Consider the following 24,307-nt stretch of genomic DNA (forward strand, 5'->3'; position numbering starts at 1 on the left):
GTGTTGGCATCGCAAGGCATCCGGCGGCAAGCTGGCCGTATTGACAGCGTCAACGGATCCTTTTCGACGTGCCATGACCCATTTCGACCTGCGCCGAATTCTCGGCCCCGCGACATTTATTGCCCTCGTCCTGATCCTGACCCACGCACAGCGCCAGAACGGCCCCTGGGTGATTGCCCTTGGCGTCCTGCTGCTGTCGCTTCCCACTGCGATGTTCCTGACCTACCGCACCACGCTTGGCAAACTGCTGCGGCTTGCGGCATGGCGCAGCGGGACGCCCCTGCGGGGGGTCCTGCTGAAGCCGTACCTCGGGGCGACGCTGTCCTTCCTTGTCAGCATCGTCGGCGCCTTTGCCCTGCTGACCGCCCTGATCGGTTTCGGGCCGCTTGATCTTGCGCTGATCGCGATTTCGCCAGCGGTGTTCCTGCCGGTCCGGCGCTGGATCGCGGGCCGCGCGGACGGCCATCTGGAGCCGCTCTACCTGCCGGGCTACGTCCTGTGGAGTTCGGCCTGGATCACCGCCGCGATCATGGCGCTGGCAGCACTTGCCCTGCGCCTGTTCTTCGGTGAGCACGAGGGAAACTATGCCTCGCTGGCCGCGGCGATGGAGGCGGGGCGCGCGGGCGCCGGCCTGATCGGCGACAGCGCCATCGCCGGACTGGTCGCAAGATGGGCCGGCATCCTCAACGCGGTCGAGAGCTTCGTGATGGGCAGCCTCGGGCAGTTCGGCTCTCCGGGCAGCGTCCTTGCGCTGGGGATCATCCTTGCGCGCGACTTCGCCCTGTTCCTTGCCCTCGCCACGCTCTTTGCCGCCTTCTGCCTGCCGCTTGGCGAATACCGGCGGATCCTGCATCGCAGGACGGAACTGGACCTGCCGCCGCCGTCTGCCGTGGGCATCGCCTTCGTGTCGGCCATCGGCACGGTTGCCGTCATCGCCTATCTCCAGGTCTTCGCGCTGGTGGACCAGGCGATCCGCAACAGCCCCTGGCTGAGTGCCACGACCGAACGGGCGGGGCGGCTGGTCGAGCAGATCGACCAGGCGTTCTACGAAAGCGGCACGATCGATCAGATCAACGCGGCGCTGGGCGATGCGGCGCTGGATCCGCAGCAAATGGCGACGCTGGAACAGTCCCTCGTTTCCGGATTCGACGCGATGGAGCGCAACATCGACGGCTATCTCGACTGGTACTACAGCCTGCCTGCGGAATACGCCCGAACCGGACATCTGCTTGCCGGAAACCTGGAAGAGCATCTTCGCTCGAAGCTTGTGGAGCACCTGGAGGCGGGCGATCCGTTCGACGAAACCGACCGTGCCTTCAGGGGCGCACGGTCCGAACTGGACGCCGTGATCGACGCCAGGATCAGGGCTATCCTCGACGAGAACCGGGTGATGCCCGACCCCGACGGCGATGCCGTGGTGACGCGCCGCACATCGCTTGCCGAACTCGAGACGCTTGCGGCCGAATCCTCGGTCCTTTCCTTCGGGCAGCGGGGTGCCATTGCGGGCGCGACGGGCGCAGCGGTCGCGGCGGCGGTCGTCGCCAAGGCGGGGACCAAGGGCATTCTCAAGATTGCGGCGAAGGCAGCGGTGAAATCGGCGACCTCCAAGAGCGTATCCACGCTTGGCGGTGCTGGCATGGGCGCCGCCGCGGGGGCTGCGGCCGGATCGGTCGTTCCCGTCCTCGGCACGGCTGTCGGCGCGGCGATAGGCGGTGTGGTCGGGGGCCTCGCGACCGCGGTGGCGGTGGACACCGGCCTTCTGGCCCTGGAGGAAGCGTTTGCGCGCGACGATCACAGGGCGGACCTGGTGGCCGTCCTGTCCGAGATGGAAGCCGAGGCGCTGGCCAACCTGCGCGGATTTGCCCAGGCCCGTTGATCCCGGCCGTTTCCGCACTGGAACATCCGCAAGCCAGCCGATATCCCGGACGCCATGATCCGGACAGGTGCCATCACATGACGAACGAGATGCGCGGCGTCGCAGCCATCGTGGCGGCCTGCACGATCTGGGGGCTGTCGGGGCTCTATTTCGACGGCATCTCGCATGTGGGGCCGCTCGAGGTGCTGTCGCACCGGGTGATCTGGAGCCTGGCCTTCTTCATCCTGCTCTTCACGCTGCAAAAGCGCCTGCCCGAGTTCCGTGCCGCCTTTTCGCAGCCCCGGCGGCTGGGGCGGATCGGGCTTGCGGCCATCGCGGTCTCGGCCAACTGGTTCGGCTATATCTGGGCGATCCAGAACGGCCATGCGACCGAGGCGAGCATGGGCTACTACATCTTCCCGCTGGTCGCCGTCGCGATGGGCTATTTCGCCTTCGGCGAGCGGTTCAGCCCGCTTCAGCGCACGGCCATCGCGCTGGCGCTTGGCGCGGTGCTGGTGCTGACGCTGCAACTGGGCACGCCGCCCTGGATCGCGCTGATCCTGGCCGCAAGCTTCGGCACCTACGGGCTGATCAAGAAGGCGCTTCCGCTTGGCCCCGTCCTGTCGGTCGGGGTCGAGACGGCGCTGCTGCTGCCGCTGGCGCTGGGCTTCCTGATCTGGCAGGGCACGGCCGGGCGGCTGGTCGCGGTCACGCCGGGCGATGTCGCCTACCTGATGCTGTCGGCGGGTTTCACCGGGGTGCCGCTGGTGCTGTTCTCCTACGCCTCGCGCAGGCTGGCCTATGCGACGCTGGGGCTGGTGCAGTACATGAACCCCACGCTGCAATTCGTGATCGCGATGATCTATTTCGGAGAGCCATTCGGCCCGGCGCAGGCGCTGGCCTTTCCGCTGATCTGGGCGGGCGTCGCGCTTTACTGCGTGGACCTGTGGCGGCGCGACCGGGCGGCGCGGCGGCTGCCGCCCGCCCAGCTCTGAGCCTCAGCCCCTGAGCGCGTCCAGGATCTGCGCGGGCGTATCGGCCACGCGATAAAGATCGTGCAGGCTTTCCGCGCCGAAGCCCCTGTCGGTCACCCGCGCCAGCAGGTCCAGAAGCGGATCCCAGTAGCCGTTGGTATTCAGCAGGAACACCGGCTTGTCGTGCAGTTTCAGCTGGCGCCAGGTCAGCACCTCGAAGAACTCGTCCAGCGTGCCGATGCCGCCGGGCAGCGTCACGATGGCGTCGGCGTTCATGAACATGACCTTCTTGCGCTCGTGCATGGTCTCGGTCACCACATAGGAGGTGAGGTCGCGCTTGCCCACCTCGAGCCGGACCAGGTGCTCGGGGATCACGCCGAACGTCTCGCCGCCGGCGGCCTGTGCGGCCCGCGCGACGCTGCCCATCAGCCCGACATCGCCCGCGCCGTAGACAAGCCTGTGGCCGGCCTGGGCCAGGCCCTGGCCAAGCGCGATGGCGGCCGCCTCGTAGGCGGGGTCGGTGCCGGGACGCGAGCCGCAGAACACGCAGACCGAGCGGGGGGGAGTCTGTAACATCCGGATGACGCCTGTATCTTGTAAATGCCTTGTGATTGGCGCATTTTGTCAGTCAATTCTTGGAATTGCGAGAGATTCCGACCCTTTGGGGCCCGGAATTCGCGGGCGCCGGGATGGCGCGAAAGGATGCGGACCGGGATGGACGAGAAAGAGACGATGCCGCAGGCCGAAGCCGGCGCCTCGCGCAGCCGCGCAAGGGGGCGCTGGTTGCTGCTGGGCGTGCTTGCCGTGGCGGTCGCGGCGGGCCTTGGCATCCTGCGCCAGCTGGGCGACATGGCGCAGGGTCCGCGCGGCACGGATGTCGCGACGACCGCCGCGCCGGCACCTGCCGGGCAGACCCCCGCAGCCCAGCCGGGATCCGTGGCTGAACCGGCACCGGGGCCCGCAGCGCCGCAGCCAGAGCCAGAGCCGCAGCCGGGGACCGGGACGGAAACCGCTGCCGCCGGGCCGGCGCCCGTGGCCGGGACCACGGCAGAGCCGGAAACCGGGACCGCCGCCGCCGAAGCCGAACCCGAGCCAGAACCCGAGCCAGAGCCGCGGACCGCCGCCGCCGAAGAGGGCGACACCGAACAGGCCGCGCCCCCGCCCAGCATCGACATCACCCGCATCGACGCGACCGGCAACGCGCTGGTCGCGGGCCGCGCCGCGCCGGGCAGCACGGTCGAGATCCGCTCGGGCGAGACGGTGCTCGGCACCGCCGAGACCGATGCGCGGGGCGAGTTCGTGGGCTTCGTCGAGGTGGAGACCGGCACCGCCTCCGGGCCGCAGGTCATCACCGTCGCAACCCGCGACGCCGAGGCAGAGACGGACAGCCCGGCCGCCCCCGCGGGCGAGGCGCTGGTCATCCTGCCCGCGCCCCCTGCCGAGCCCGCCGCGGAACCCCAGACCGCCGCGGAACCCGAGACCGCCGCGGAACCCGAACTGGCCGAGCCGACCGCCGGGCCCGCGGCAGAGGAACCCGCCGCCCCGCTGGTCGTGGCCGCCAGCGATCAGGGCGTGCGCGTCGTGCAACCGGCCGAGGCCGGGCTGGTCGCGGGCGTCACGCTGGATGCCATCAGCTATGACGAGTCCGGGGCCGTGGCGCTGTCGGGCCGTGCCGCGGCGGGCCAGGCGCTGCGCATCTACGCCAACGATGCCGCCGTCGCCGCGGCCCAGGGCGACGATGCCGGCCAGTGGCAGGCCACGATCACCGATCTTGCCGCCGGGCGCTACACGCTGCGCGTCGATGCGCTGGCCGAGAATGGGCGCGTGACCAGCCGCGCCGAAACCCCCTTCGAGCGTGTCTTTCCCGCGGACGAGGCCGAGGCCCCGCTGGAAGAGGGCGCGATCCGCGTTACCGTGCAGCCGGGCAACTCGCTCTGGGTGCTGGCACGCGACCGCTACGGGCAGGGCGTGCTCTATACGCAGATCTTCGCGGCCAACCGCGACGCGATCCGCGATCCGGACCTGATCTATCCGGGGCAGGTGTTCACCCTGCCCGCGGAGGACGAGTTCGACCGCTGATCCAGCAGCGCCCCCGCGGCGCGGAACAGGAACGGACGACATGAGCACAGGCGACATTTCGGCGCCCGCCGAACGGCGCAGCGCGCTGCGCACCATCCGCAAGGTGGGGCCCTATCTCTGGCCCGCGGGCGAATGGGGCCTGCGCGCGCGCGTGGTCGTGGCCGTCCTGGCGCTGGTGCTTGGCAAGGTGGCGACCGTCGCGATCCCGGCCTTCTTCGGCTACACGGTGGACAGTCTCGCGCCCGAGGATGCGGCGCAGGACACGGGCTTCCTGCTGATCACCTCGTCGGTGGGGCTGGTGCTGGCTTACGGCGCCATGCGGCTGGCAAGCGTGGGCTTCAACCAGCTGCGCGACGCGGTCTTTGCCCGCGTGGGCCAGCGGGCGCTCAGGAAGCTCGCGCTGGAAACCTTTCGCCATATCCACGCGCTGTCGCTGCGCTATCACATCACGCGCAAGACCGGCGGCCTGAGCCGGATCATCGAGCGTGGCGTGAAGGGCGTCGATTTCCTGCTGCGGTTCCTGCTGTTTTCCATCGGGCCGCTGGTGCTGGAACTCACGCTGGTCTGCGCGATCTTCGCCTTCGCCTTCGGCACCGCCTATGTGCTGGTCGTGGTGCTGACCATCGCGCTTTACGTCTGGTTCACCTTCGCGGTCACCGAATGGCGGGTGAAGATCCGCCGCAAGATGAACGAAGAGGACACCAACGCCAACCAGAAGGCCATCGACAGCCTGCTGAACTTCGAGACGGTCAAGTATTTCGGCGCCGAGGCGCGGGAAGCCGCGCGCTACGACGTGTCGATGCAGGGCTACGAGAAGATGGCGGTGATGACCTCGGTCTCGCTGGCCGGGCTCAATTTCGGCCAGTCGCTGCTGATCACCGCGGGGCTGGTGGCGGTGATGGTGCTGGGGGCGCTGGCCGTGCAGGACGGCAGCTTCTCCGTCGGCCAGTTCGTGATGATCAACGCCTACATGGTGCAGATCACCATGCCGCTGAATTTCCTGGGTTCCGTCTACCGCGAGATCCGGCAAAGCCTGGTGGACATGGGCGAGATGTTCGACCTGCTGGAAGTCCCGCCCGAGGTGGAGGACCGCCCCGGCGCCAGGCCGCTGAAGGTGTCCGGCGGGCGCATCGCCTTCGAGGGGGTACAGTTCGGCTATGACCGCGACCGCCAGATCCTGCACGGGCTCGACCTGGTGGTCGAGGCGGGGCAGACCGTGGCCGTGGTGGGGCCGTCGGGGTCGGGCAAGTCCACCATCGGGCGGCTTCTGTTCCGTTTCTACGACGTGGATGGCGGGCGGCTGAGCATCGACGGGCAGGACGTGCGCGACGTGACGCAGGAAAGCCTGCGGTCGCAGATCGGCGTGGTGCCGCAGGACACGGTGCTGTTCAACGACACCATCGGCTACAACATCGCCTATGGCCGCCCCGACGCCACCCGGCAAGAGGTCGAGGCGGCGGCAAAGGCCGCGCGGATCCACGATTTCATCGCCGGTCTGCCCAAGGGCTACGACACCACCGTGGGCGAGCGCGGGCTGAAGCTGTCGGGCGGCGAGAAGCAGCGCGTGGGCATCGCGCGCACGCTTCTGAAGAACCCGCCGATCCTGCTTCTGGACGAGGCGACCTCGGCGCTGGATACCGACACCGAGCGCGAGATCCAGGATTCCCTGCGCGCGATGGGCGAGGGGCGCAGCGTCATCACCATCGCGCACCGGCTGTCGACGGTGGTCGATGCCGACCGCATCGTGGTGCTGGACAAGGGCCGCGTGGTCGAGACCGGCACCCATGACGAACTGCTGTCCCGCGGCGGGCGCTACGCCCGCATGTGGCAGCGCCAGCAGGCGGGCGAGGACGACGACAGCACCGCCGTCGCGTGATCTCGCCGGACGAGGGCGACAGCAGCGCCGTCGCCTGAGAGCCGCGGCCTATTCCGCCGCCCGCGTCCGGCCGGGGATGAAGGGGGCGGGCGCGGGGGCCTCTTCCCAGAGCAGGTCCTCGGCGCCGGTGGCGCTGGCCTCGCGCGCCAGCGCCCGGTCCGACGCCTCGCGACTTTGCCTGCCGCGGATCAGCGCCAGCATGCGCAGCCCCGCGCCATAGGCGCCGCGCGCGGCCCAGACCCGCACCGCCAGCAGCGCGGGCGTCACCACCAGCGTCAGCACCGTGGCGATGCCAAGGCCGAAGACGACCGCGGTGGCCAGCTGCTTCCACCACAGCGCGGTGGGGCTGTCGATGGAATAGCCGCCATTGGCGAAATCGACAGACAGGCCCAGCACCATCGGCGCAAGCCCCGCCATCGTGGTGATGGTGGTCAGGAGCACCGGGCGGATGCGATCCTCGGCGGTGCGCACGATCGCCTCGAGCCGGGGCATGTAGCGGGCATATTCCTGGTAGGTGTCGATCAGCACGATGTTGTTGTTCACCACGATGCCGGCCAGCGCGACGATGCCGGTGCCGGTCATGATGATCGAGAAGGGCTGGTCCATCACCAGCATCCCGATCAGCGATCCGGTGACCGAGAAGATCACCGCGATCAGCACCAGCACGGCGTTGTAGACCGAGTTGAACTGCGCCAGCAGGATCACGAACATCAGGCCCAGCGCGCCGATGAAGGCGCTGGTCAGGAAGGCCTGGCTTTCGGCCTGGTCCTCCTGGTCGCCGGTCCACTCGTAGCTGACGCCCTGGGGCAGGGGCCGGGCGGTTTCCAGCCAGTCGGTCAGGGCGGCGATCTCGGCATTGGCGTTGGCGCCCTCCACCACGTCGGCGCGCACGTCGAAATAGCGCTGCCCGTCGGCGCGGTCGATCTGGCCCAGCTTGGCGACCGGCTCGCGGGTGATGAAGTTCGACAGCGGCACCAGCCCGGTGGGCGTCCGCACGCTCAGATTGTCGAGGGTCGAGAGCACGCGGTCGCCTTCGGGCAGGCGGGCGCGGATGTCGATTTCCTCGTCCGATGTCTCGACCCGCATGGTGTCGAGCGTGACGCCGCGCGTCACCAGCTGCACCATGACGCCCACGGTCGTCACATCGGCGCCGAACTGCCCCGCCTTCTGGGTGTCCACGTCGATCTGCCAGTCGATGCCGGGCAGGGGGCGGCTGTCCTCGACGTCGCGCAAGGATGTTTGCGCGTCGAAATGCGCCCGCACGGTGGCGGCGGCCTGCTGCAATTCCTGCCAGTTCTCGCCCTTCAGGCGCAGATGCACCGGCTTGCCCTGGCCCGGGCCCATCACCGCCTCCGAGATCTCGGCCTCGATGCCGGGCAGGTCCGCGAGCTTCTCGTTGATCCGCGCCAGGATCGCCTTGCCCTTGAACGCGTCGCCGCGGGCAAAGCGGTCCTGCCAGGGGTCGAGCTCGATCTGGACCTGGCCGATGCTGTCCAGCGGGCCGCTCGACATCGCCGGGTTGCCCGACAGCCCGCCTTCGCCGGCAAAGGCAAAGATCGACCGCACGCCATCCTCGGCGGCGATGATTTCCTCGACCTGCGCCACCAGCGCGTCCTTTTCCGCAAGGCTCAGGTTGCCGCGGGCGCGGACATGGGCGATCGCGCGCTCGGGCTCGGATTCGACGAAGAATTCGACGCCGTTGTTGTTCTGCCCGTAATAGCCGAACACGCCCACCACGAAGGCGATCACCAGCGCGATCGACACGAAGGGCATCACCGGGTTCAGCGTCAGCGCCGCGATCACCCGCCCGAAGGGGCTGCGCCGGTATCCGGCCTGCGGCGCCGGTTCCGCCCTGCGCGGCGACAGCGTCGCGCCGATCACCGCCAGCGCCATCCAGGACAGCATGAACAGCGCCCCGCCCGCCAGCAGGCTGCCGCCGTCGCGGAAGAGCGTGAGGAACCCCAGGTAGAGCCCCGCCACCGGCAGCAGGGCAAGCGCCGCGCGGATCGCCCAGGGCAGGGCGCCGCGCAGGCCGTCGGACATGCGGTTCATGGTGCGCGAGATGCGGCCGGCGACGCCGCCCACCACCGGCAGGTAGATCAGCGCCACCACCAGCGAGGCCGAGAGCACGAAGATCAGCGTCATCGGCAGGTTGCCCATGAACTCGCCCGCGACCCCGGGCCAGAACAGCATCGGCAGAAAGGCGCAGAGCGTGGTCGCGGTCGAGGCGATGATCGGCCAGAACATGCGCTTGGCCGCCTCGCGGTAGGCGGTCATCGGCCCGGTGCCCTGGGCGATGCGCTTGTCGGCGTATTCCGCCACCACGATCGCGCCATCGACCAGCATGCCCACGGCCAGGATCAGGCCGAACATCACGATGTTGGATATGGATATCTCGAACACCGCCAGAAGCGCGAAGGACAGCAGGAACGAGGTCGGGATCGCGAAGCCCACCAGCAGCGCAGAGCGGGTGCCAAGCGCGGCCAGGACCACGATCATCACCAGCGCGATGGCCGTCAGCACCGACGCCTCGAGCTGCTGCACCATGGACGCCACGTCGCGCGAGGTGTCCATCGAGAAGTCGACCCGCACCGCCTGGCGCAGATCCTCGGGCCAGCTGGCGATGCGCGCCTCGACCGTCTCGCGCACCAGGGCCGCGGTGTCGATCACGTTGAAGCCCTTGCGTTTGACCACCTGCAACGCGACCGTCGTCTCGCCATTGTAGCGCGCGGTGCCCTCGGGATCCTCGAAGGTCAGGCGGATGTCGGCCAGGTCGCCGACCGTCACCAGCCGGTCGCCATCGGTCTTGATCGGCAGCGCGATGACGTCCTGCGGGCTGTCGAACGCGGACGGGATCTTGACCGAAAAGGCGCCGGTATCGCCGCGCACTTCGCCCGCCGCGATCAGGCGGTTGTTGTTCGACACGACCGAGATCAGCTCTGCCGCGGTCACGTTGTAGGCCTGCAACTTCAGCGGATCGACCAGCACCTCGAGCATCTCGTCGCGGTGGCCGGCCAGCCCCGCCTCGAGGATGGGCGGCAGGCTCTCGATCTCGTCCTGAAGCTCGGTCGCCACCCGCAGAAGCGTGCGCTCGGGTACCGCGCCCGAAAGCGAGACGACGAGGATCGGGAATTCCGAGAAGTTGATCTCGTTGATCGACACCGCGTCGGCGCCGTTGGGGAACTCGGCCTGCGCCTCGTCCACGCGGGCGCGCACATCCGCAAGCGTGCCGGTCTTGTCCCAGCCGAACTCGAATTCCAGCGCCACGCCCGCATAGCCCTCGGCCGCGGTGGCGGACATGGATTTCAGCCCGTCCAGGTCGCGCAGCTTGTTTTCCAGCGGGCGCACCAGCAGCTTTTCCGCGTCCTCGGCGGAAATTCCGGGGAAGGGGACCGACACGAACAGCGCCGGCACCTCGATGTCCGGCTCGCCCTCTTTCGGCAGGCCGATATAGGCGCTGACCCCCGCAAGGATCGACAGCAGCACGAAGGCGAGGATCATCCGCGCCCGGCCCGCGGCCCAGTCCACGATACCCGTCATTGCGTCGTCTCCTGCCGGCGGGTCACGGTGATCGCGCGCCCGTCCTCGACGAATTCCTGGCCCACGACGATCACCTCGGCCGTCTCGGGCAGGCCGCCCACCCAGACGCCGCGCGCCTCGTCGCGGATGAGTTCCACGGGGACGAAGCGGGCGGTGCCATCGTCGTTGATGCGCACGCCCAGCTGGCCGCGGTCGTTCAGCGTCAGCGCCGATTGCGGCAGCAGGTGGCCCGACCGCCCGGCAAGGCCGATCAGGATTTCCGCCGTCACCCCGTCGCGGATCGCCAGGTCCGGGTTCGGCACCTCGACATCGACGCGGAAGGTGCGGGTGACCGGATCGGCCGAGCGCGACAGGAACGTGACCTGCCCCGACAGCACCTGGCCCGTCACCAGCCGCGCGCCGGCGGGGGCGCCCGTCATGACCTTTTCCACGTCAAGCTCGGGGACGAAGCCCACCAGCCGGATCGGGTCGAGCGCGATCACCGTGGCGCAGGCGGCGCCGGGTTGCAGCAGCGCGCCAAGCTCGGCGGTGTCGGTTTCCAGAAGCCCGTCGAAGGGCGCGGTGATGGAAAGCCGGTCCAGCTCGCGCCGGGCGCGTTCGACCTGCGCCTCGGCGGCCTGAAAGGCGGCGCGCCGCGAGATCAGGTCCGTCTCGGACGAGAAGCCGCGCGCGCGCAGGCTTTCGGTGGTGCGCAGGTTCGTCTCTGCCTCGACCAGGCGCGCCTCGGCCTCGGCAAGTTCGGCGGCGCGGGTGCCGGGGTCCAGTTCGCACAGAAGCTGGCCCTTTTCCACCGACGCGCCCTTGCGGATCGGCTCGGAAACGACCAGGCCCGACGTCTCGGCCCGCACCTCCACCTTGCGCACGGCCTCGGTCCGGCCGCTCAGCACGATGCCGCTCTGCACGGGCTGGGCGCGGCTGGGCTGCACCACGACGCTGACCGCCTCTGCCTGGGCGGGCCCGGCGTCGGCTGCCGCCTCGGCCACCGGTTCGGGCGTGGTGCCGCCATTGGCCATGGCGCGAAGGAAGTCACGCTCCATGATGACCGCGTAAAGCGCGATCGCCACCAGGCATGCCGTCAGAAGGGGAAGCAGCCGCATCTCAAATCCGTTCGTCGTCCGTTCAATCGGGACCGTTGTCAGGTCGCAATGTTATACGCTGCGCAGGGCGATCCGGTTCGCTTTGATTTCCGCAGATGCGAAAACTTCCCGGCATAAGTAAGCAGTTCTCACTTCGCGTTCAATGCCAATGATGCGTCATTCCCCGCCGGCGGGCGGCGGCTGTGGCGGATTTGCCGGGGGCTTTCGGCTTGGCAAGGGCAAGCCCGGCTGTTTAATGTCCGGCCCCAGAATTGTCCGGAGGTAACGCGTGTCCCAGCCTGATTCCTTTCTAGACGAGGTCACCGAAGAGGTCCGGCGCGACCAGATGATCGCCTTCCTGCGCCGCAACGCGGTGTGGATCGTGGCGGTGGTCCTGCTTGTCGTGGGCGGGGCCGGTTTCCTCGAATGGCAGAAGGCGAAGACAAGGGCCGAGGCGCAGGCGCGGGGCGACGCGCTTTACGCGGCGCTTCAGGCCGAGGATCCGGCCGCCCGGCTGGAGGCGCTGAACGCGCTGGGCGCGGAGGGTGCGGAAGCCGCGGCCCTTCTCGACATCGCGCGCGCCAACGCCGCGCTCGGGGCCGGGGACCGCGCGCAGGCGCTGGCGCTGCTCGAGGAAGTGGCCTCTCGCGGGGCCGCGTCCGAGGCGCTGCGCAACGTCGCGCGCCTGAAATACGCCGCCGCCGGCGCCGGCACCGCGGATCCTGCCGCGCGCGAGGACATGCTGCTGCCGATGCTGGCCGACGGCCACCCGCTGCGCGCCGCGGCGCTGGAACAGCGCGCGCTGATCCGGCTGGAACAGGGCGACGCCGCGGCCGCCGTGGCCGATCTGAGCGCCATCGCCAACGACGAGACGGCGCCCGATGCGCTGCGCAGCCGCGCCGAGCAGGTCATCGCCATCATTTCCGCGGACGAGGCCGCCGATGGCTGATTCCCGCCGCAGGTTCCGCCCCGGCCTGGTCGCGCTGGCCGCCGCAGCATTCCTGGCCGCCTGTTCCGAGCGCGAGCCGATCCTGCCCGGCGAGCGGGAACCGGTGCGCCCCGACGCCACCGCCGAGGCCCCCGAGACGCTGCCCGCGCTGCGAATCCCGCCCGCGCAGGTCAATACGGACTGGGGCCACCTGAACGGCTCGACGGAACACCTGGCGCCTTCGGTCGCCCTTTCCGCCAGCCCCGCGCTGCGCTGGAGCGTGCCGATCGGCGAGGGCGATGCCCGGCGCCAGCGGCTGATCTCGGCGCCGGTCGTGGCGGGGGGGGCCGTCTACACGCTGGACGCCGGGGGGAATGTCACCGCGGTTGCGACGGACGGTCAGGTGCGCTGGCGCGCAAGCCTTGCCCCCGCGGGCGAACAGCCGGGCGAGGGGTTCGGCGGCGGGATCGCTGCCGCGGATGGCGCGCTGGTCGTGACCACCGGCTTCGGCGAGGCGCTGCGCCTCGACCCCGTCACCGGCGGCGTGCAGTGGCGCACCCGGCTTGAGGGAACGGTGCGCGCGGCCCCGGTGCTGGGCGACGGCATCGCCGTCGTGATGGCGCGCAACAACCTGGGCTACGGGCTGAACCTGGACAGCGGCGAGATCGTCTGGCGGCTCGAGGGGGTGGGCCGGGGCGCGGGCACCATCGGCGCCGCAAGCCCTGCGTTGCGCGGGCCCGTGGCGGTGATGCCCTTCGTCACCGGCGAGGTGCGCGCGGTGCTGGCGCGCAGCGGGCTGACGGTCTGGACCGCCGCCTTGACCGGCGGGCGGCGCGACCTCGTACGCTCGATCATCTCGGACATTTCCGGCGATCCGGTGATCGATTTCGACATCGTCTATGTCGGCAACCAGGGCGGGCGCATGGTCGCGCTCGACCGCCGGTCGGGCGAACGGCTCTGGACGCTGGACGAAGGCTCCTACAGCCCGGCGCTGCCGGTGGACGGGTCGGTGTTCGTCGTCTCGGACGCGGCGGAACTGCTGCGCCTGAACGCGGCCGACGGCACGGTGCTGTGGCGGACCGGCCTGCCCGAATGGGAACGCCCCGACCGCAGGCGCGACGCGATCCCGCATTTCGGCCCCCTGCTGGCGGGCGGGCGGCTGGTCGTGGCCTCGGGCGACGGGCTGTTGCGCTTCTTCGATCCGGCCACCGGCGCCGATCTGGGCGCGGTCCAGATCCCCGGCGGGGCGGCGGCGCAACCCGCCATCGCGGGCGGCGTCCTGTACGTCGTCAGCCGCGACGGGCGACTCCACGCTTTCCAATGACCGCGCATTCGGTGTAAGCGAGGCGCTTCGGTCACCAAGAGACGGTCATGAGCTTCAAACTCGCCATCGTGGGCCGCCCCAATGTGGGCAAGTCCACCCTTTTCAATCGCCTCGTCGGCAAGCGCCTTGCGCTTGTGGACGACCAGCCGGGCGTCACCCGCGACCTGCGCGAGGCGGCGGCGCGGATCGCGGACCTGCGCTTCACCGTGATCGACACCGCTGGCCTGGAGGATGCGACCGACGACAGCCTGCAGGGCCGGATGCGCCGCCTGACCGAGCGCGCGGTGGAAATGGCCGATGCCTGCCTGTTCATGATCGACGCGCGCGTCGGCGTGACCGAAGCCGATCGCGGCTTTGCCGAGATCCTGCGCCGGCAGGGCGCGACCGTGATCGTGATCGCCAACAAGGCCGAGGGCAAGGCGGGCGAGGCCGGTTTCTACGACGCCTTCCAGCTGGGCCTGGGCGAGCCGGTGCAGCTGTCGGCCGAACATGGCGAGGGGGTCACCGATCTCTATTCCCGCCTGCGCCCGCTGATCGAGGCGCATGAGGCCGCCGAAGAAGCCCCCGAGACCGATATCGACGTCGGCGAGGATGACGGGGACGAGGGCACCCGCCGCCCCGACAAGCCGATCCAGATCGCCGTGGTGGGCCGGCCCAACGCGGGCAAGTCCACGCTGATCAACCGCATCCTGGGCGAGGACCGGCTGCTGACCGGGCCCGAGGCCGGGATCACGCGCGACTCGATCTCGGTCCAGCTGGACTGGGACGGGCAGGCGTTCCGCATTTTTGATACCGCCGGCATGCGCAAGAAGGCGCGGGTGCAGGAAAAGCTGGAAAAGCTGTCGGTGTCCGACGGGCTGCGCGCGGTCAAGTTCGCGGAAGTCGTGGTGCTGGTGATCGACGTCACCTCGCCCTTCGACCAGCAGGACCTGCGCATCGCCGACCTGGCCGAGCGCGAGGGCCGCGCGGTCGTGGTCGCGGTCAACAAGTGGGACCTGGAAACCGACAAGTCCGACAAGGCGCGCGAATTGCGCGAGGCCTTCGGCCGGCTTCTGCCGCAGCTTTCGGGCGCGCCGCTGGTGCTGGTGTCGGGGCTTACGGGGGCGGGGCTCGACAAGTTGCGCGCGGCGATCCTGTCGGCCCATGACGTGTGGAACCGCCGCATCACCACCGCCAAGCTGAACCAGTGGCTTGCCGGCGAGGTGTCGGCCCATCCGCCGCCCGCGCCCAGCGGCCGCAGGCTGAAGCTGCGCTACATGACGCAGGCCAAGACGCGGCCGCCCTCGTTCGTGGTGTTCTGCTCGATCCCCGACGAGTTGCCGACCGCCTATCGCCGGTTCCTGGTCAACGGGCTCAGGCGCGATTTCGACATGCCGGGCACGCCCATCCGCCTGTTCGTGCGCGGGGGCGACAACCCCTACGAAGGCAAGAAGAAGCGGCTTGCGACATCGCTCGACAAGCACAAGCGCCCGAAGCAGCGCGGCTGAGGATCAGCCCAGGCTGGCCATGAGCCGCGCCGCCTCGGCGGCAGGCGTGCTGAGGCCCGCGCGATCCTCGCCGGGAAAGAAGCGGGCGCGCAGGGCCGTCGGCATCGGCGCGGGCTGGAAGATCTGGACCTTTGGCCCGATCTTGGCCGTCTCGGCGGCCCAGCTTTCCACCAGCGTGCGCGCCGCCGCCTTGGTCGCGCCATAGGCGCCGAAGAACGGCGCGCCGGCATGGCTGTCCACCACATAGACCGCACGCGCGCCCGGCGCCGCCTTCAGCAGCGGGTCGCACATGGCGATCAGGCGCTGGGTGGCGCGGAAATTCACCGCAATGGCGCGGTCCAGATCCTTGACCGCCGCCAGTTCCACCGGCGCGCAGGGCGTCGCATGGGCTGCCGCATGCACCATCAGGTCGAGCCGCCCCCAGCGGTCGAAGATGGCCCGGCCCATCCGCGCCAGCCCCGCATCGTCGGTGATGTCGAGCGGCACCAGCGTCACGGCGCCGCCCACGCGGTCCACCGCGTCGGCCAGTTCCTCAAGCCCGCCGGTGGTGCGCGCCAGCGCCACCACATGCCAGCCAGCCTGTGCCAGTTCCAGCGCCACGGCATAGCCGAAGCCGCGCGAAGCGCCGGTCACGAGTGCGATCTTTTCCGTCATGCGTCCCCCAGACCGGGCCGCAGATCGTGGCCCGTAGTGGCATAGGTGTCGAGTAGCTCGTCAAGGCTGATGCCGTCCTGCTGGCGCGCCGTCCAGGGGTTGTCCGGGTCCCCCAGGACAAGGACCGGCCGCTGCCGTCCGGCCCGCGGCTCCATCCGGCAGCGGCTGGGCTGGTCGGGCGCGCCCGGCAGGCGGTTGGAAAGCCAGCTGAAATAGGGGCCGAGATCGCCCTGTCCGGTGTCGAACGCCGCGAGCATCGCCTCGAAATTCCCGGGCGACAGGCTTCCCCAGACGCCAAAGGCGAAACGCTCGCCCGCGGGCGCGCCCCGGATCGGAATGGGCAGGATGCAGCGCACCATCCGGTGCGGGCCGAGGCGGCAGAAATCCACCGTGAGGATGTCGCCCTCTTCTTGCGCGATCATCGAGTTTGGCGCGGGCTCTGAGGGGCCGGTCCAGGCGACGGGATGGCCATAGGCGATGTCGAAGACGCCGCCGTGGCGCTGGCCGCAGCAGGTACAGGTCCAGGCCGGATCCTGCATCCGGCGCCAGCGCGGGTCGCGCCCGAGATCGGTCATGCGCTCTTCTTGAGCTCGAAGCCGCGCGCGATGCGGTCCACCGGGCGCACCGGGTAGTCGCCCGAAAAGCAGGCGTCGCAGTATTGCGGCGCGGCGTTGTCGCGACCGGCATCCTCGCCGCAGGCCCGGTAGAGCCCGTCGAGCGAGACGAAGGACAGGCTGTCCACGCCCAGGTGGTCGCGCATCTGCGGCTCGGACATGGTCGAGGCGAGAAGCTTGTCCTTTTCCGGGGTGTCCACCCCGTAGAAGCAGGGCCACATGGTCGGCGGGCTCGCGATGCGGAAATGCACTTCCTTCGCGCCCGCATCGAGGATCATTTCCTTGATCTTGCGGCTGGTCGTGCCGCGCACGACCGAGTCGTCCACCAGCACGATGCGCTTGCCGCGGATGAGCGCGCGGTTCACGTTCAGCTTCAGCCGCACGCCCATGTTGCGGATATGCTCGGCCGGTTCGATGAAGGTGCGCCCGACATACTGGTTGCGGATGATCCCCATGGCATAGGGGATGCCCGATTCCTGGCTGTAGCCGATCGCGGCCGGGGTGCCCGAGTCGGGCACCGGGCAGACCAGGTCCGCCTCGACCGGGGCCTCGCGCGCCAGTTCCACGCCGATGCGGCGGCGGGTCTCGTAGACGGACTTGCCGCCGATCACGCTGTCGGGACGCGAGAAATAGACATGCTCGAAGATGCAGAAGCGCGGCTTCACCCGCTCGAAGGGGTAGAAGCTTTCCAGCCCCTTGTTGGCGGTGATGATGACCATCTCGCCCGGTTCCACCTCGCGCAGGAACTCGGCCCCGATGATGTCGAGCGCGCAGGTCTCGGACGCAAGCACCCAGCCGTCGCCGATCCGGCCCAGCATCAGCGGGCGCACGCCCAGCGGGTCGCGCACGCCGATCAGCTTGGACCGGGTCATCGCGATGACCGAGAAGGCCCCCTCGACGCGGCGCAGCGCGTCCTTCATCCGCTCGGGGATGTTGCTCTGGATCGAGCGGGCCATCAGGTGGATGATGCATTCCGTGTCCGACGACGACTGGAAGATCGAGCCCCGCTCGATCAGTTCGCGCTTGAGCTGTTCGGCATTGGTCAGGTTGCCGTTATGGGCGATGGCGCAGCCGCCCATGGCGAATTCCGCGAACAGCGGCTGCACGTCGCGGATCTGCGTCTGCCCCTTGGAGCCGGAGGTGGAATAGCGCACATGGCCGATGCCCAGCGTGCCGGGCAGGGTTTCCATCACGTCGGCGCGGGTGAAGTTGTCGCGCACATAGCCGAAGCGGCGCGCCGAGGAGAAGCCGGCGGCGGGGTCATAGGTGACGATGCCGCCCGCCTCCTGTCCGCGATGCTGGAGCGCGTGCAGCCCGAGGGCCACGAACTGGGCCGCGTCGGCGACGCCGATCACGCCGAAGATGCCGCATTCCTCGTGAAGCTTGTCGTCATCGAAAGGATGCCGGGGCAGGCTGGGTGTGTGGGGCATGTGTCCGATCGCCTAGGTGCGGGTGACGCGCGGGTTATAGGCGCTCGTCCGGGGAATGTCACGGCCCCGTCACGAAAAGGGCGCGGCAGATTTGCCGCGCCCGGTTCCTGCCGGTTCGGTCGGGTTTACTGGCCCGCGGGCGCCTCGGGGGCCGTTTCCGGGGCGGGGGCAGCTTCGGGCGCCGCCGCCTCGCCGGTGCAGACGGAGGTCAGTTCCGAGTAGCGCGCGGCGATCCAGGCGGGCGCGTCCTGCGGGATCTGTTCGGCCAGCCGGGTCTGGGTCTGGGCCAGGATTTCCACGGTGCGGCTGTCCTCGACCATCGGGATCCCCTCGCCGCCGGCGATCAGGCGGTCGTAGACGATGAGCGCGATCACCACCAGAAGCGCGCCGCGCGCCAGCCCGAAGAGAAAGCCCAGGCCCTGGTCCACCGGGCCCAGCGCCGAGTTCTGGATCGCGCCCGAGATCAGCGGCGTGAAGATCGACACCACCACCAGCGCCGCCACGAACACCAGCCCGAAGGAGGCGATGATCGACAGCTCGCAATTGGTGCCGATCACGTCCGACACGAAGGGGATTTCGGCGATCAGCGGGTTCACGTCGGGGGCGAAGACGAAGCCCGCCACGGCGGCCACGACCCAGCCCACGATCGAGAGCACCTCGCGCATGAAGCCCCGCGAATAGGCCAGCAGGGCCGACAGGACCAGCACGAAGAGAACGACGCCGTCTACGAGAGTAAAGCCTTCCATCTAGTCCTCGCGCTCGGGAATTTTGCTTTCTATCGCACCAAAGATACCGTCGATAAAGCCCCTTAGGGTGTCGAAGCGGGCGATCTGCATGTCGGTGTTGTCCAAAGACTTCAGCCCGTTCGGCACATAGGCGCGGGTGAAGCCGAGCTTCTGCGCCTCGCGCACGCGGGCATCGGCCTGCGCCACGGGGCGCAATCCGCCCGAGAGGCTGATCTCTCCGAACACGGCCGCGTCAGGGGGCAGCGCGATGTCCTGCCGGGCCGAGACAAGCGCCGCGGCCACCGCCAGATCGGCCGCCGGCTCCCCGATCCGGAGGCCGCCCGCGACGTTGAGATAGACGTCATGGCCCGCGAACGCGAGCCCGCAACGCGCCTCGAGCACGGCCAGGATCATGGCCAGCCGCGCCCCGTCCCAGCCCACGACGGACCGGCGCGGGGTCGCCAGCGGCGACGAGGCGACCAGCGCCTGGATTTCCACCAGCACCGGGCGGGTGCCCTCGATCCCGGCGAAGACCACGGCGCCGGGGGTGCGGTTCTCGCGCTCGCCCAGGAACAGGGCAGAGGGGTTGGCCACCTCGGACAGCCCGCCGCCGGTCATCTCGAAGACGCCGATCTCGTCGGCGGGGCCGAAGCGGTTCTTGACCGCGCGCAGGATGCGGAACTGGTGGCCGCGCTCGCCCTCGAAATAGAGCACGGTGTCGACCATGTGCTCGACCACGCGGGGGCCGGCGATCTGCCCGTCCTTGGTGACATGGCCCACCAGCATCACCGACACGCCGCGCCGCTTGGCAAGGCTGGTCAGGTCGTGGGCGGCGGCGCGCACCTGGCTGACCGAGCCGGGGGCGGCGCCGATCTGGTCGGACCACATGGTCTGGATCGAGTCGATGATCGCAAGGTCGGGGCGTTCCTTGTCGAGGGTCGCCACGATGTCGCGCAGCGCCGTTTCCGCGGCCAGCCGCATCGGCGCCTGCGACAGCCCCAGCCGGTCGGCGCGCATGCGCACCTGGGCCGCCGCCTCCTCGCCGGTGATGTAGACGACATTGGCCCCGCCGCGGGCGAAATCGGCGGCCGCCTGCAACAGGAGCGTGGATTTCCCGATCCCCGGATCGCCGCCCACCAGGATGGCCGAGCCCGGCACCAGCCCGCCGCCCAGCACGCGGTTCAATTCCGCGATGCCGCTTTCGCGGCGGATCAGCGGCTTGTCGTCGGCGGCGAGCGGCCCCAGCGCGATGCGCCGGCCCCCCGCGGCGGCGCGCGGGCCGGTTTCCAGCACCTGTTCTTCCGAGATGGTGTTCCACGCGCCGCAGGCATCGCAGCGCCCGGCCCATTTCTTGTGAACGGCGCCGCATTCGGCGCAGGTGAACTGGGTGGAGGACTTTGCCATCAGGGATCGAGCTTCTTTTTCGTCAGGTGGGTGACGAGCATCGAGGTTGCGACGCAGAAGGTAAAGAGCCACAGGCCCCAGGCGGTCTCGATCCGGCCGACGCCGACGCCCTTGGCCACCACGATATAGACCGCGATCAGGAAGATGTCCGCCATGGCGAGTTTCGAGAGCGCGGTCAGCACCGGCAGCGCGCGGGGCCCCGCGCGGCCCAGGTGGATCGCGGCCAGCCACAGCGTCTTGAGCAGGGGGAGCGCCATCGCCAGCAGCACCACGAGAATGGCAAGCGCCTTGTCGCTTTCCCAAAGCGAGGCCACGCCCGAGAGCACGCTGATCTCGTCGAGCCCGAAAAAGGGCAGAAGGCCCGCGCGCGCCAGCGGCGCGACCCAGGCGACGGGGAAGAGGACGAGCAGCGACAGGTTCGCAAGCCCCAGCAGCATCAGCGATGCTCGGTCAGGACGAGAAGAAGGCCCGCCAGCGCCGGGCCGACGATGACCGCCGCATCGAGCCAGCGGTTGCCGCGCATGCGCCACAGGCAGGCAATCCAGGCGAGCGCCACCGCCGCCAGCAGCGCGTGGAACGCCGCAAGCGCCAGCCTGTCGCCCCCGGGCAGGAAGAACAGGCCAAGCGGCACGCAGGCCAGCGCCAGCGCCGCGCCGATGGCCGCAAGCATCCTGCCGCGACCCCTGGCGCGGAGTGCGCGGAGACCCATCGACAGCGCGGCCAGTGGCGGGGCGAATGCGACGAAGGACGCCGCCATCAGAAGGCCGGGCGAAAGCGTGAAATCCGCGTCCCCGGTCACCGGACCGACTCGATCGGGCCCTCGGCGCGGCCGTGGATGAACTGGTCCACATAGGGATCGCCCGATGCGTCCAGCGCCGCGATGGGGCCGGTCCAGCGCACCTGCCCGTCATGCAGCATGGCCACATCGTCGGCGATGGCGCGCACCGAGCTCATGTCGTGGGTGATCGTGATGGCGGTGGCGCCCATCTCGACCACGATCTCGCGGATCAACTCGTTGATGACGCCCGACATGATCGGGTCGAGCCCGGTGGTGGGTTCGTCGAAGAAGATGATCTCGGGCTCGGCCGCGATGGCGCGGGCAAGGCCCACGCGCTTCTGCATGCCGCCCGACAGCTCGGCCGGAAAGAGGTCGGCGGTTTCCGGATTGAGGCCCACGCGGCGCAGCTTCTCGATGGCCAGCTCTCGCGCCTCGCGCTTGGAGAGCTTGCCGGGGCCGCGCAGCAGGCGGAAGGCCACGTTCTGCCAGACGCTCAGGCTGTCGAACAGCGCGCCGCCCTGGAACAGCATGCCGAAGCGCGCGAGAAAGGCGTCCCGGTCGCGCCGTCCCGCGGTCTGGCCGTCGATCAGGATGCTGCCGCTGTCGGGTTCCACGATCCCGAGGATGCACTTGATCGTCACCGACTTGCCGGTGCCCGAGCCGCCGATGATGACCATGGATTTTCCCTTTTCCACGGTCAGGTCGACCCCTTGCAGCACCTTCTTGCGGCCGAATGCCTTGTGCACGTCCTTGAGTTCGATGCGGGGGGTCATGTGGTGAAGAAGACTTCCGTGAGAACGTAGTTGGTGGCGAGGATCAAGATCGAGGCGGTGACCACCGCGTTGGTGGTGGCCTGGCCCACGCCCTGCGCGCCCCGGCCCGAATTGTAGCCGTGATAGCAGCCCATCAGCGCCACGATGAAGCCGAAGGCGGCGGCCTTCCACAGGCCCGATATGACGTCGCCCGCCTCGAGGAAATCGACGGTGTTCTGGATATAGGCGGGGCCCGAGAAGCCAAGCCGCGCGATGCCCACCAGATAGCCGCCGAGGATGCCGATGATGTCGCCGATGGCGACCAGCACCGGCAGCGACAGGGTGGCCGCGACCACGCGCGGCACCACGAGATACTTGATCGGGTTCGTCGAAAGCGTGGTCAGCGCGTCGATCTGTTCGGTCACGCGCATGGTCCCGATCTCGGCCGCGATGGACGCGGAGACGCGGCCCGCGACCATCAGCCCGCCCAGCACGGGGCCCAGTTCGCGCACCATGCCGATGGCGACGATCGAGGGGACGGCGGCCTCGGCGTTGAAGCGCGAGCCGCCCGAATAGATCTGGAGCGCCAGCGCACCCCCGGTGAAGAGCGCGGTCAGCCCCACCACGGGCAGCGAGAAATAGCCGATCCTGAGCAATTGCTGGCCCAGTTCGCGCAGGTAGAAGGGCCCGCGCGGCACATGGCTGATCGTGAGGGCCGCGAACAGCGTCAGGTGGCCCACGCTCTGGCAGAGTGCCAGCACGGAGCGCCCGATGGAGGCGAGGAAATCGTCGATCAGGCGCAGAAGCAACATGGGCGCGGGCGGTCCTTCGGTCAGTCCACGCCCTTGTAGACGCGTTCGTAGCGATGGCCAAGACCGGTGAGGATCTCGTAGCCGATCGTGCCGGCGGCTGCCGCCACGCCATCCACGCCCTGCGCCGGGCCGATCAGGGTCAGGAACTCGGGGGCGGGGTCGATGCCGGTCACGTCGGCGGCCATCAGGTCCATGGACACGCGGCCCACGGATGGCACCGGCCGGTCGCCCGCAAACAGCGTGACGCGCCCGCCGATGGCGCGGATCAGCCCGTCGGCATAGCCCGCCGACAGCGTGGCGATGCGGCTGGGGCGGGGGGCGGTCCATGTGGCGCCGTAGCCCACGGCATCGCCGCGCCTCACGTCGCGGACCTGGATGACCGGAAGGTCGAGGCGCACCACGCCGCGCGCGCCCGCGAAGGGCAGCCCGCCATAGAGACCCACGCCGGGGCGGGTCACGCCGAAGTGATACTCCGGGCCCATCAGGATGCCCCCGGTCGCGGCCAGCGACAGGCGCGCGCGGGGAATGCCCCGGGTGCGGCGGGCAAAGGTTTCCAGTTGCCGCGCGTTCATCGGGTGCTCGGGCGTGTCGGCGCAGGCGAGGTGGCTGATCACCAGGTCGGGGTCGAGCCGGTCGAGCGCCGCGCGGAAGGCGGCGTCGTCCTCGGGCGCTAGCCCGAGGCGGTGCATGCCGCTGTCGATCTGAAGCCCGCAGGGGCGGCCCTTGAGGTCGGACGAAAAGGCCGCGATCTGCTCGGGGCTGTTGAGCAGCGGCGAGAGGGCGGCGTTCTCGACATCGTCGCGGTCGGCGCCGGTGTAGCCGGCGAAGACATGGATGGGCGGGCCGTCGCCTATGGCCGCGCGCAGCGCCACGCCCTCGGCCATCTGCGCCACGAAGAAGCGGCGCACCCCGGCGCGCAGCAGCCGCCGGCCGACCGGGCCGATGCCCAGCCCGTAGCCGTCGGCCTTGACCACGGCGGCGGTTTCCACGTCGGCCGCGCTGCGCGCGTCGAGCGCCGCCCAGTTCTCGGCTATCGCATCGAGATCGATGGCCAGCACCGCCCGCGTCATCGGCCCGTCCCCCTTGTCCTGCCCGTTTGCCCCAACTTGCCCCGGCGGGCGGGGGATGTGAAGGCGGCCTCAGCCAAGGCGCATCATCACGACGCCCGCCACGATGGAAAGTGCGGCGGCGGCGCGCCAGCGGGTCAGCGGCTCGCGCAGGATCACGACCGAGATGGCGGCGGCGAACAGCACGCTCGACTCGCGCAGCGCCGCGACCAGCGCGATGGGCGCCTCGGTCATCGCCCAGATCGCGATCCAGTAGGCGCCGAGCGACATCGCCCCGCCGCCAAGGCCGGTCTTCCAGTGGGGGCGCAGCACGGCAAAGGCGTGGCGGCCGCGCAGGGCGAGAAGCAGCAGCACCATCGCAAGGCCGTCGAGCGCGAAAAGCCACATCGTGTAGCCATGCGCCGAACCCGCGACCCGCGCGCCCTGTCCGTCGGTCAGCGTGTAGCCCGCGATGAAGGCCGAGGTGAGCAGCGCGAAGCCCAGCGCGCTGCGGTCCATCCGGGCAAGGTCGCGCCCGCCGCGCAGCGACATCAGCCAGACCCCGCCCACGAGAAGCGCGATGCCCAGAAGCGCCGCGGGCGTCAGCGTCTCGGCCAGCAGGAACACGGCCACCAGCGTCACGATCAGCGGTGCGGTGCCGCGCGCGATGGGATAGACCTGCCCGAAATCCCCGGTCCGGTAGGCCTGCACGAGGCAGACATTGTAGCCGACATGCAGGACGATGGAGGTCAGGAGCCAGGGCCAGGCGGCCGGGTCCGGGACGGGGGCGAAGGGCAGGGCGAGCAGCGCCACCAGCCCGGCGGAGCCCGCGATCAGCGTGATCGCCAGCAGCCGGTCGAGGCCCAGCTTGACCACCGCGTTCCAGCCCGCGTGAAGGGCCGCGGCGACCAGCACCAGCGCGAAGACATGCGCCTCCATCAGGGCCGGCCGGG

General features: G+C 69.8%; 21 protein-coding genes. 7 read left to right on the top strand and 14 right to left on the bottom strand.

Features of this window, described 5'->3' with window-relative positions; all coding sequences use genetic code 11:
* Positions 1-73: 73 nt before the first annotated feature.
* Positions 74-1,876 (top strand): hypothetical protein, encoded by a 1,803-nt coding sequence (locus tag HMH01_RS17755; protein ID WP_216366901.1) that lies wholly within the window; start codon positions 74-76, stop codon positions 1,874-1,876.
* Positions 1,877-1,953: 77 nt separating this feature from the next.
* Positions 1,954-2,850 carry an EamA family transporter RarD gene (gene rarD / locus HMH01_RS15650; protein ID WP_171326727.1) on the top strand — a complete coding sequence of 299 codons (897 nt, stop codon included), beginning with the start codon at positions 1,954-1,956 and terminating at the stop codon, positions 2,848-2,850.
* A 3-nt stretch (positions 2,851-2,853) separates the two neighbouring features.
* On the opposite strand, the gene HMH01_RS15655 is transcribed toward rarD, so the two are convergent.
* On the bottom strand, positions 2,854-3,405 hold the full coding sequence (locus tag HMH01_RS15655) for an LOG family protein (RefSeq protein ID WP_171326728.1): 552 nt from the start codon (positions 3,403-3,405) through the stop codon (positions 2,854-2,856).
* Positions 3,406-3,543: 138 nt separating this feature from the next.
* Between HMH01_RS15655 and HMH01_RS15660 the strand changes: the two genes are divergently transcribed.
* Together HMH01_RS15660 and HMH01_RS15665 are read left to right on the top strand one after the other, a co-directional pair.
* Positions 3,544-4,908, top strand: coding sequence for a LysM peptidoglycan-binding domain-containing protein (locus tag HMH01_RS15660; protein ID WP_171326729.1), 1,365 nt, complete (start codon positions 3,544-3,546; stop codon positions 4,906-4,908).
* Positions 4,909-4,948: 40 nt separating this feature from the next.
* Positions 4,949-6,784 carry an ABCB family ABC transporter ATP-binding protein/permease gene (locus HMH01_RS15665; protein WP_171326730.1) on the top strand — a complete coding sequence of 612 codons (1,836 nt, stop codon included), beginning with the start codon at positions 4,949-4,951 and terminating at the stop codon, positions 6,782-6,784.
* A gap of 48 nt (positions 6,785-6,832) precedes the next feature.
* On the opposite strand, the gene HMH01_RS15670 is transcribed toward HMH01_RS15665, so the two are convergent.
* Entirely contained in the window at positions 6,833-10,324 is a 3,492-nt protein-coding gene (locus HMH01_RS15670) for an efflux RND transporter permease subunit (RefSeq protein ID WP_171326731.1), read from the bottom strand.
* The gene (locus tag HMH01_RS15675; protein ID WP_171326732.1) at positions 10,321-11,421 is read right to left on the bottom strand and encodes an efflux RND transporter periplasmic adaptor subunit; all 1,101 of its coding nucleotides are present in this window, start codon (positions 11,419-11,421) and stop codon (positions 10,321-10,323) included. Before HMH01_RS15675 ends, HMH01_RS15670 begins: the two co-directional genes overlap by 4 nt.
* A gap of 268 nt (positions 11,422-11,689) precedes the next feature.
* Here HMH01_RS15675 and HMH01_RS15680 point away from each other — a divergent pair, with 268 nt between their 5' ends.
* From HMH01_RS15680 to der, 3 genes are read left to right on the top strand one after another with little or no spacing between them, the layout of a single operon-like run.
* On the top strand, positions 11,690-12,349 hold the full coding sequence (locus HMH01_RS15680; RefSeq protein ID WP_171326733.1) for a hypothetical protein: 660 nt from the start codon (positions 11,690-11,692) through the stop codon (positions 12,347-12,349).
* Positions 12,342-13,652 (top strand): outer membrane protein assembly factor BamB family protein, encoded by a 1,311-nt coding sequence (locus HMH01_RS15685; protein WP_171326734.1) that lies wholly within the window; start codon positions 12,342-12,344, stop codon positions 13,650-13,652. Before HMH01_RS15680 ends, HMH01_RS15685 begins: the two co-directional genes overlap by 8 nt.
* 47 nt (positions 13,653-13,699) lie before the next feature.
* Positions 13,700-15,139, top strand: a complete 1,440-nt coding sequence (gene der, locus HMH01_RS15690) for a ribosome biogenesis GTPase Der (protein ID WP_171326735.1) — start codon at positions 13,700-13,702, stop codon at positions 15,137-15,139.
* Positions 15,140-15,142: 3 nt separating this feature from the next.
* Here der and HMH01_RS15695 read toward each other — a convergent pair whose 3' ends face one another.
* The 11 genes from HMH01_RS15695 to HMH01_RS15745 all read right to left on the bottom strand — a co-directional run bounded on the left by HMH01_RS15695 (position 15,143) and on the right by HMH01_RS15745 (position 24,293).
* On the bottom strand, positions 15,143-15,793 hold the full coding sequence (locus HMH01_RS15695) for an SDR family NAD(P)-dependent oxidoreductase (RefSeq protein WP_171326736.1): 651 nt from the start codon (positions 15,791-15,793) through the stop codon (positions 15,143-15,145).
* On the bottom strand, positions 15,790-16,368 hold the full coding sequence (locus tag HMH01_RS15700) for a DUF2199 domain-containing protein (RefSeq protein WP_171326737.1): 579 nt from the start codon (positions 16,366-16,368) through the stop codon (positions 15,790-15,792). Before HMH01_RS15700 ends, HMH01_RS15695 begins: the two co-directional genes overlap by 4 nt.
* A complete protein-coding gene (purF, locus tag HMH01_RS15705; RefSeq protein WP_171326738.1) occupies positions 16,365-17,837 on the bottom strand; it encodes an amidophosphoribosyltransferase in 1,473 nt (490 codons plus the stop codon). Before purF ends, HMH01_RS15700 begins: the two co-directional genes overlap by 4 nt.
* Before the next feature lie 125 nt (positions 17,838-17,962).
* The gene (locus tag HMH01_RS15710) at positions 17,963-18,583 is read right to left on the bottom strand and encodes a CvpA family protein (RefSeq protein WP_171326739.1); all 621 of its coding nucleotides are present in this window, start codon (positions 18,581-18,583) and stop codon (positions 17,963-17,965) included.
* Positions 18,584-19,966 carry a DNA repair protein RadA gene (radA, locus tag HMH01_RS15715; RefSeq protein WP_171326740.1) on the bottom strand — a complete coding sequence of 461 codons (1,383 nt, stop codon included), beginning with the start codon at positions 19,964-19,966 and terminating at the stop codon, positions 18,584-18,586. It abuts the gene before it with no gap.
* Positions 19,966-20,400 (bottom strand): paraquat-inducible protein A, encoded by a 435-nt coding sequence (locus HMH01_RS15720; RefSeq protein WP_425483625.1) that lies wholly within the window; start codon positions 20,398-20,400, stop codon positions 19,966-19,968. The genes radA and HMH01_RS15720 overlap by 1 nt, the downstream gene beginning before the upstream one ends.
* 2 nt (positions 20,401-20,402) lie before the next feature.
* Positions 20,403-20,765, bottom strand: coding sequence for a hypothetical protein (locus HMH01_RS15725; RefSeq protein ID WP_171326742.1), 363 nt, complete (start codon positions 20,763-20,765; stop codon positions 20,403-20,405).
* On the bottom strand, positions 20,762-21,517 hold the full coding sequence (locus HMH01_RS15730) for an ABC transporter ATP-binding protein (RefSeq protein WP_171326743.1): 756 nt from the start codon (positions 21,515-21,517) through the stop codon (positions 20,762-20,764). The genes HMH01_RS15725 and HMH01_RS15730 overlap by 4 nt, the downstream gene beginning before the upstream one ends.
* Entirely contained in the window at positions 21,514-22,308 is a 795-nt protein-coding gene (locus tag HMH01_RS15735; RefSeq protein ID WP_171326744.1) for an MlaE family ABC transporter permease, read from the bottom strand. The genes HMH01_RS15730 and HMH01_RS15735 overlap by 4 nt, the downstream gene beginning before the upstream one ends.
* A gap of 20 nt (positions 22,309-22,328) precedes the next feature.
* Positions 22,329-23,378, bottom strand: a complete 1,050-nt coding sequence (gene alr, locus HMH01_RS15740) for an alanine racemase (RefSeq protein WP_171326745.1) — start codon at positions 23,376-23,378, stop codon at positions 22,329-22,331.
* A 69-nt stretch (positions 23,379-23,447) separates the two neighbouring features.
* Positions 23,448-24,293, bottom strand: a complete 846-nt coding sequence (locus HMH01_RS15745) for an EamA family transporter (RefSeq protein WP_171326746.1) — start codon at positions 24,291-24,293, stop codon at positions 23,448-23,450.
* Between the last annotated feature and the right edge of the window lie 14 nt (positions 24,294-24,307).

Source organism: Halovulum dunhuangense (assembly GCF_013093415.1).
Taxonomy (GTDB): domain Bacteria; phylum Pseudomonadota; class Alphaproteobacteria; order Rhodobacterales; family Rhodobacteraceae; genus Halovulum; species Halovulum dunhuangense.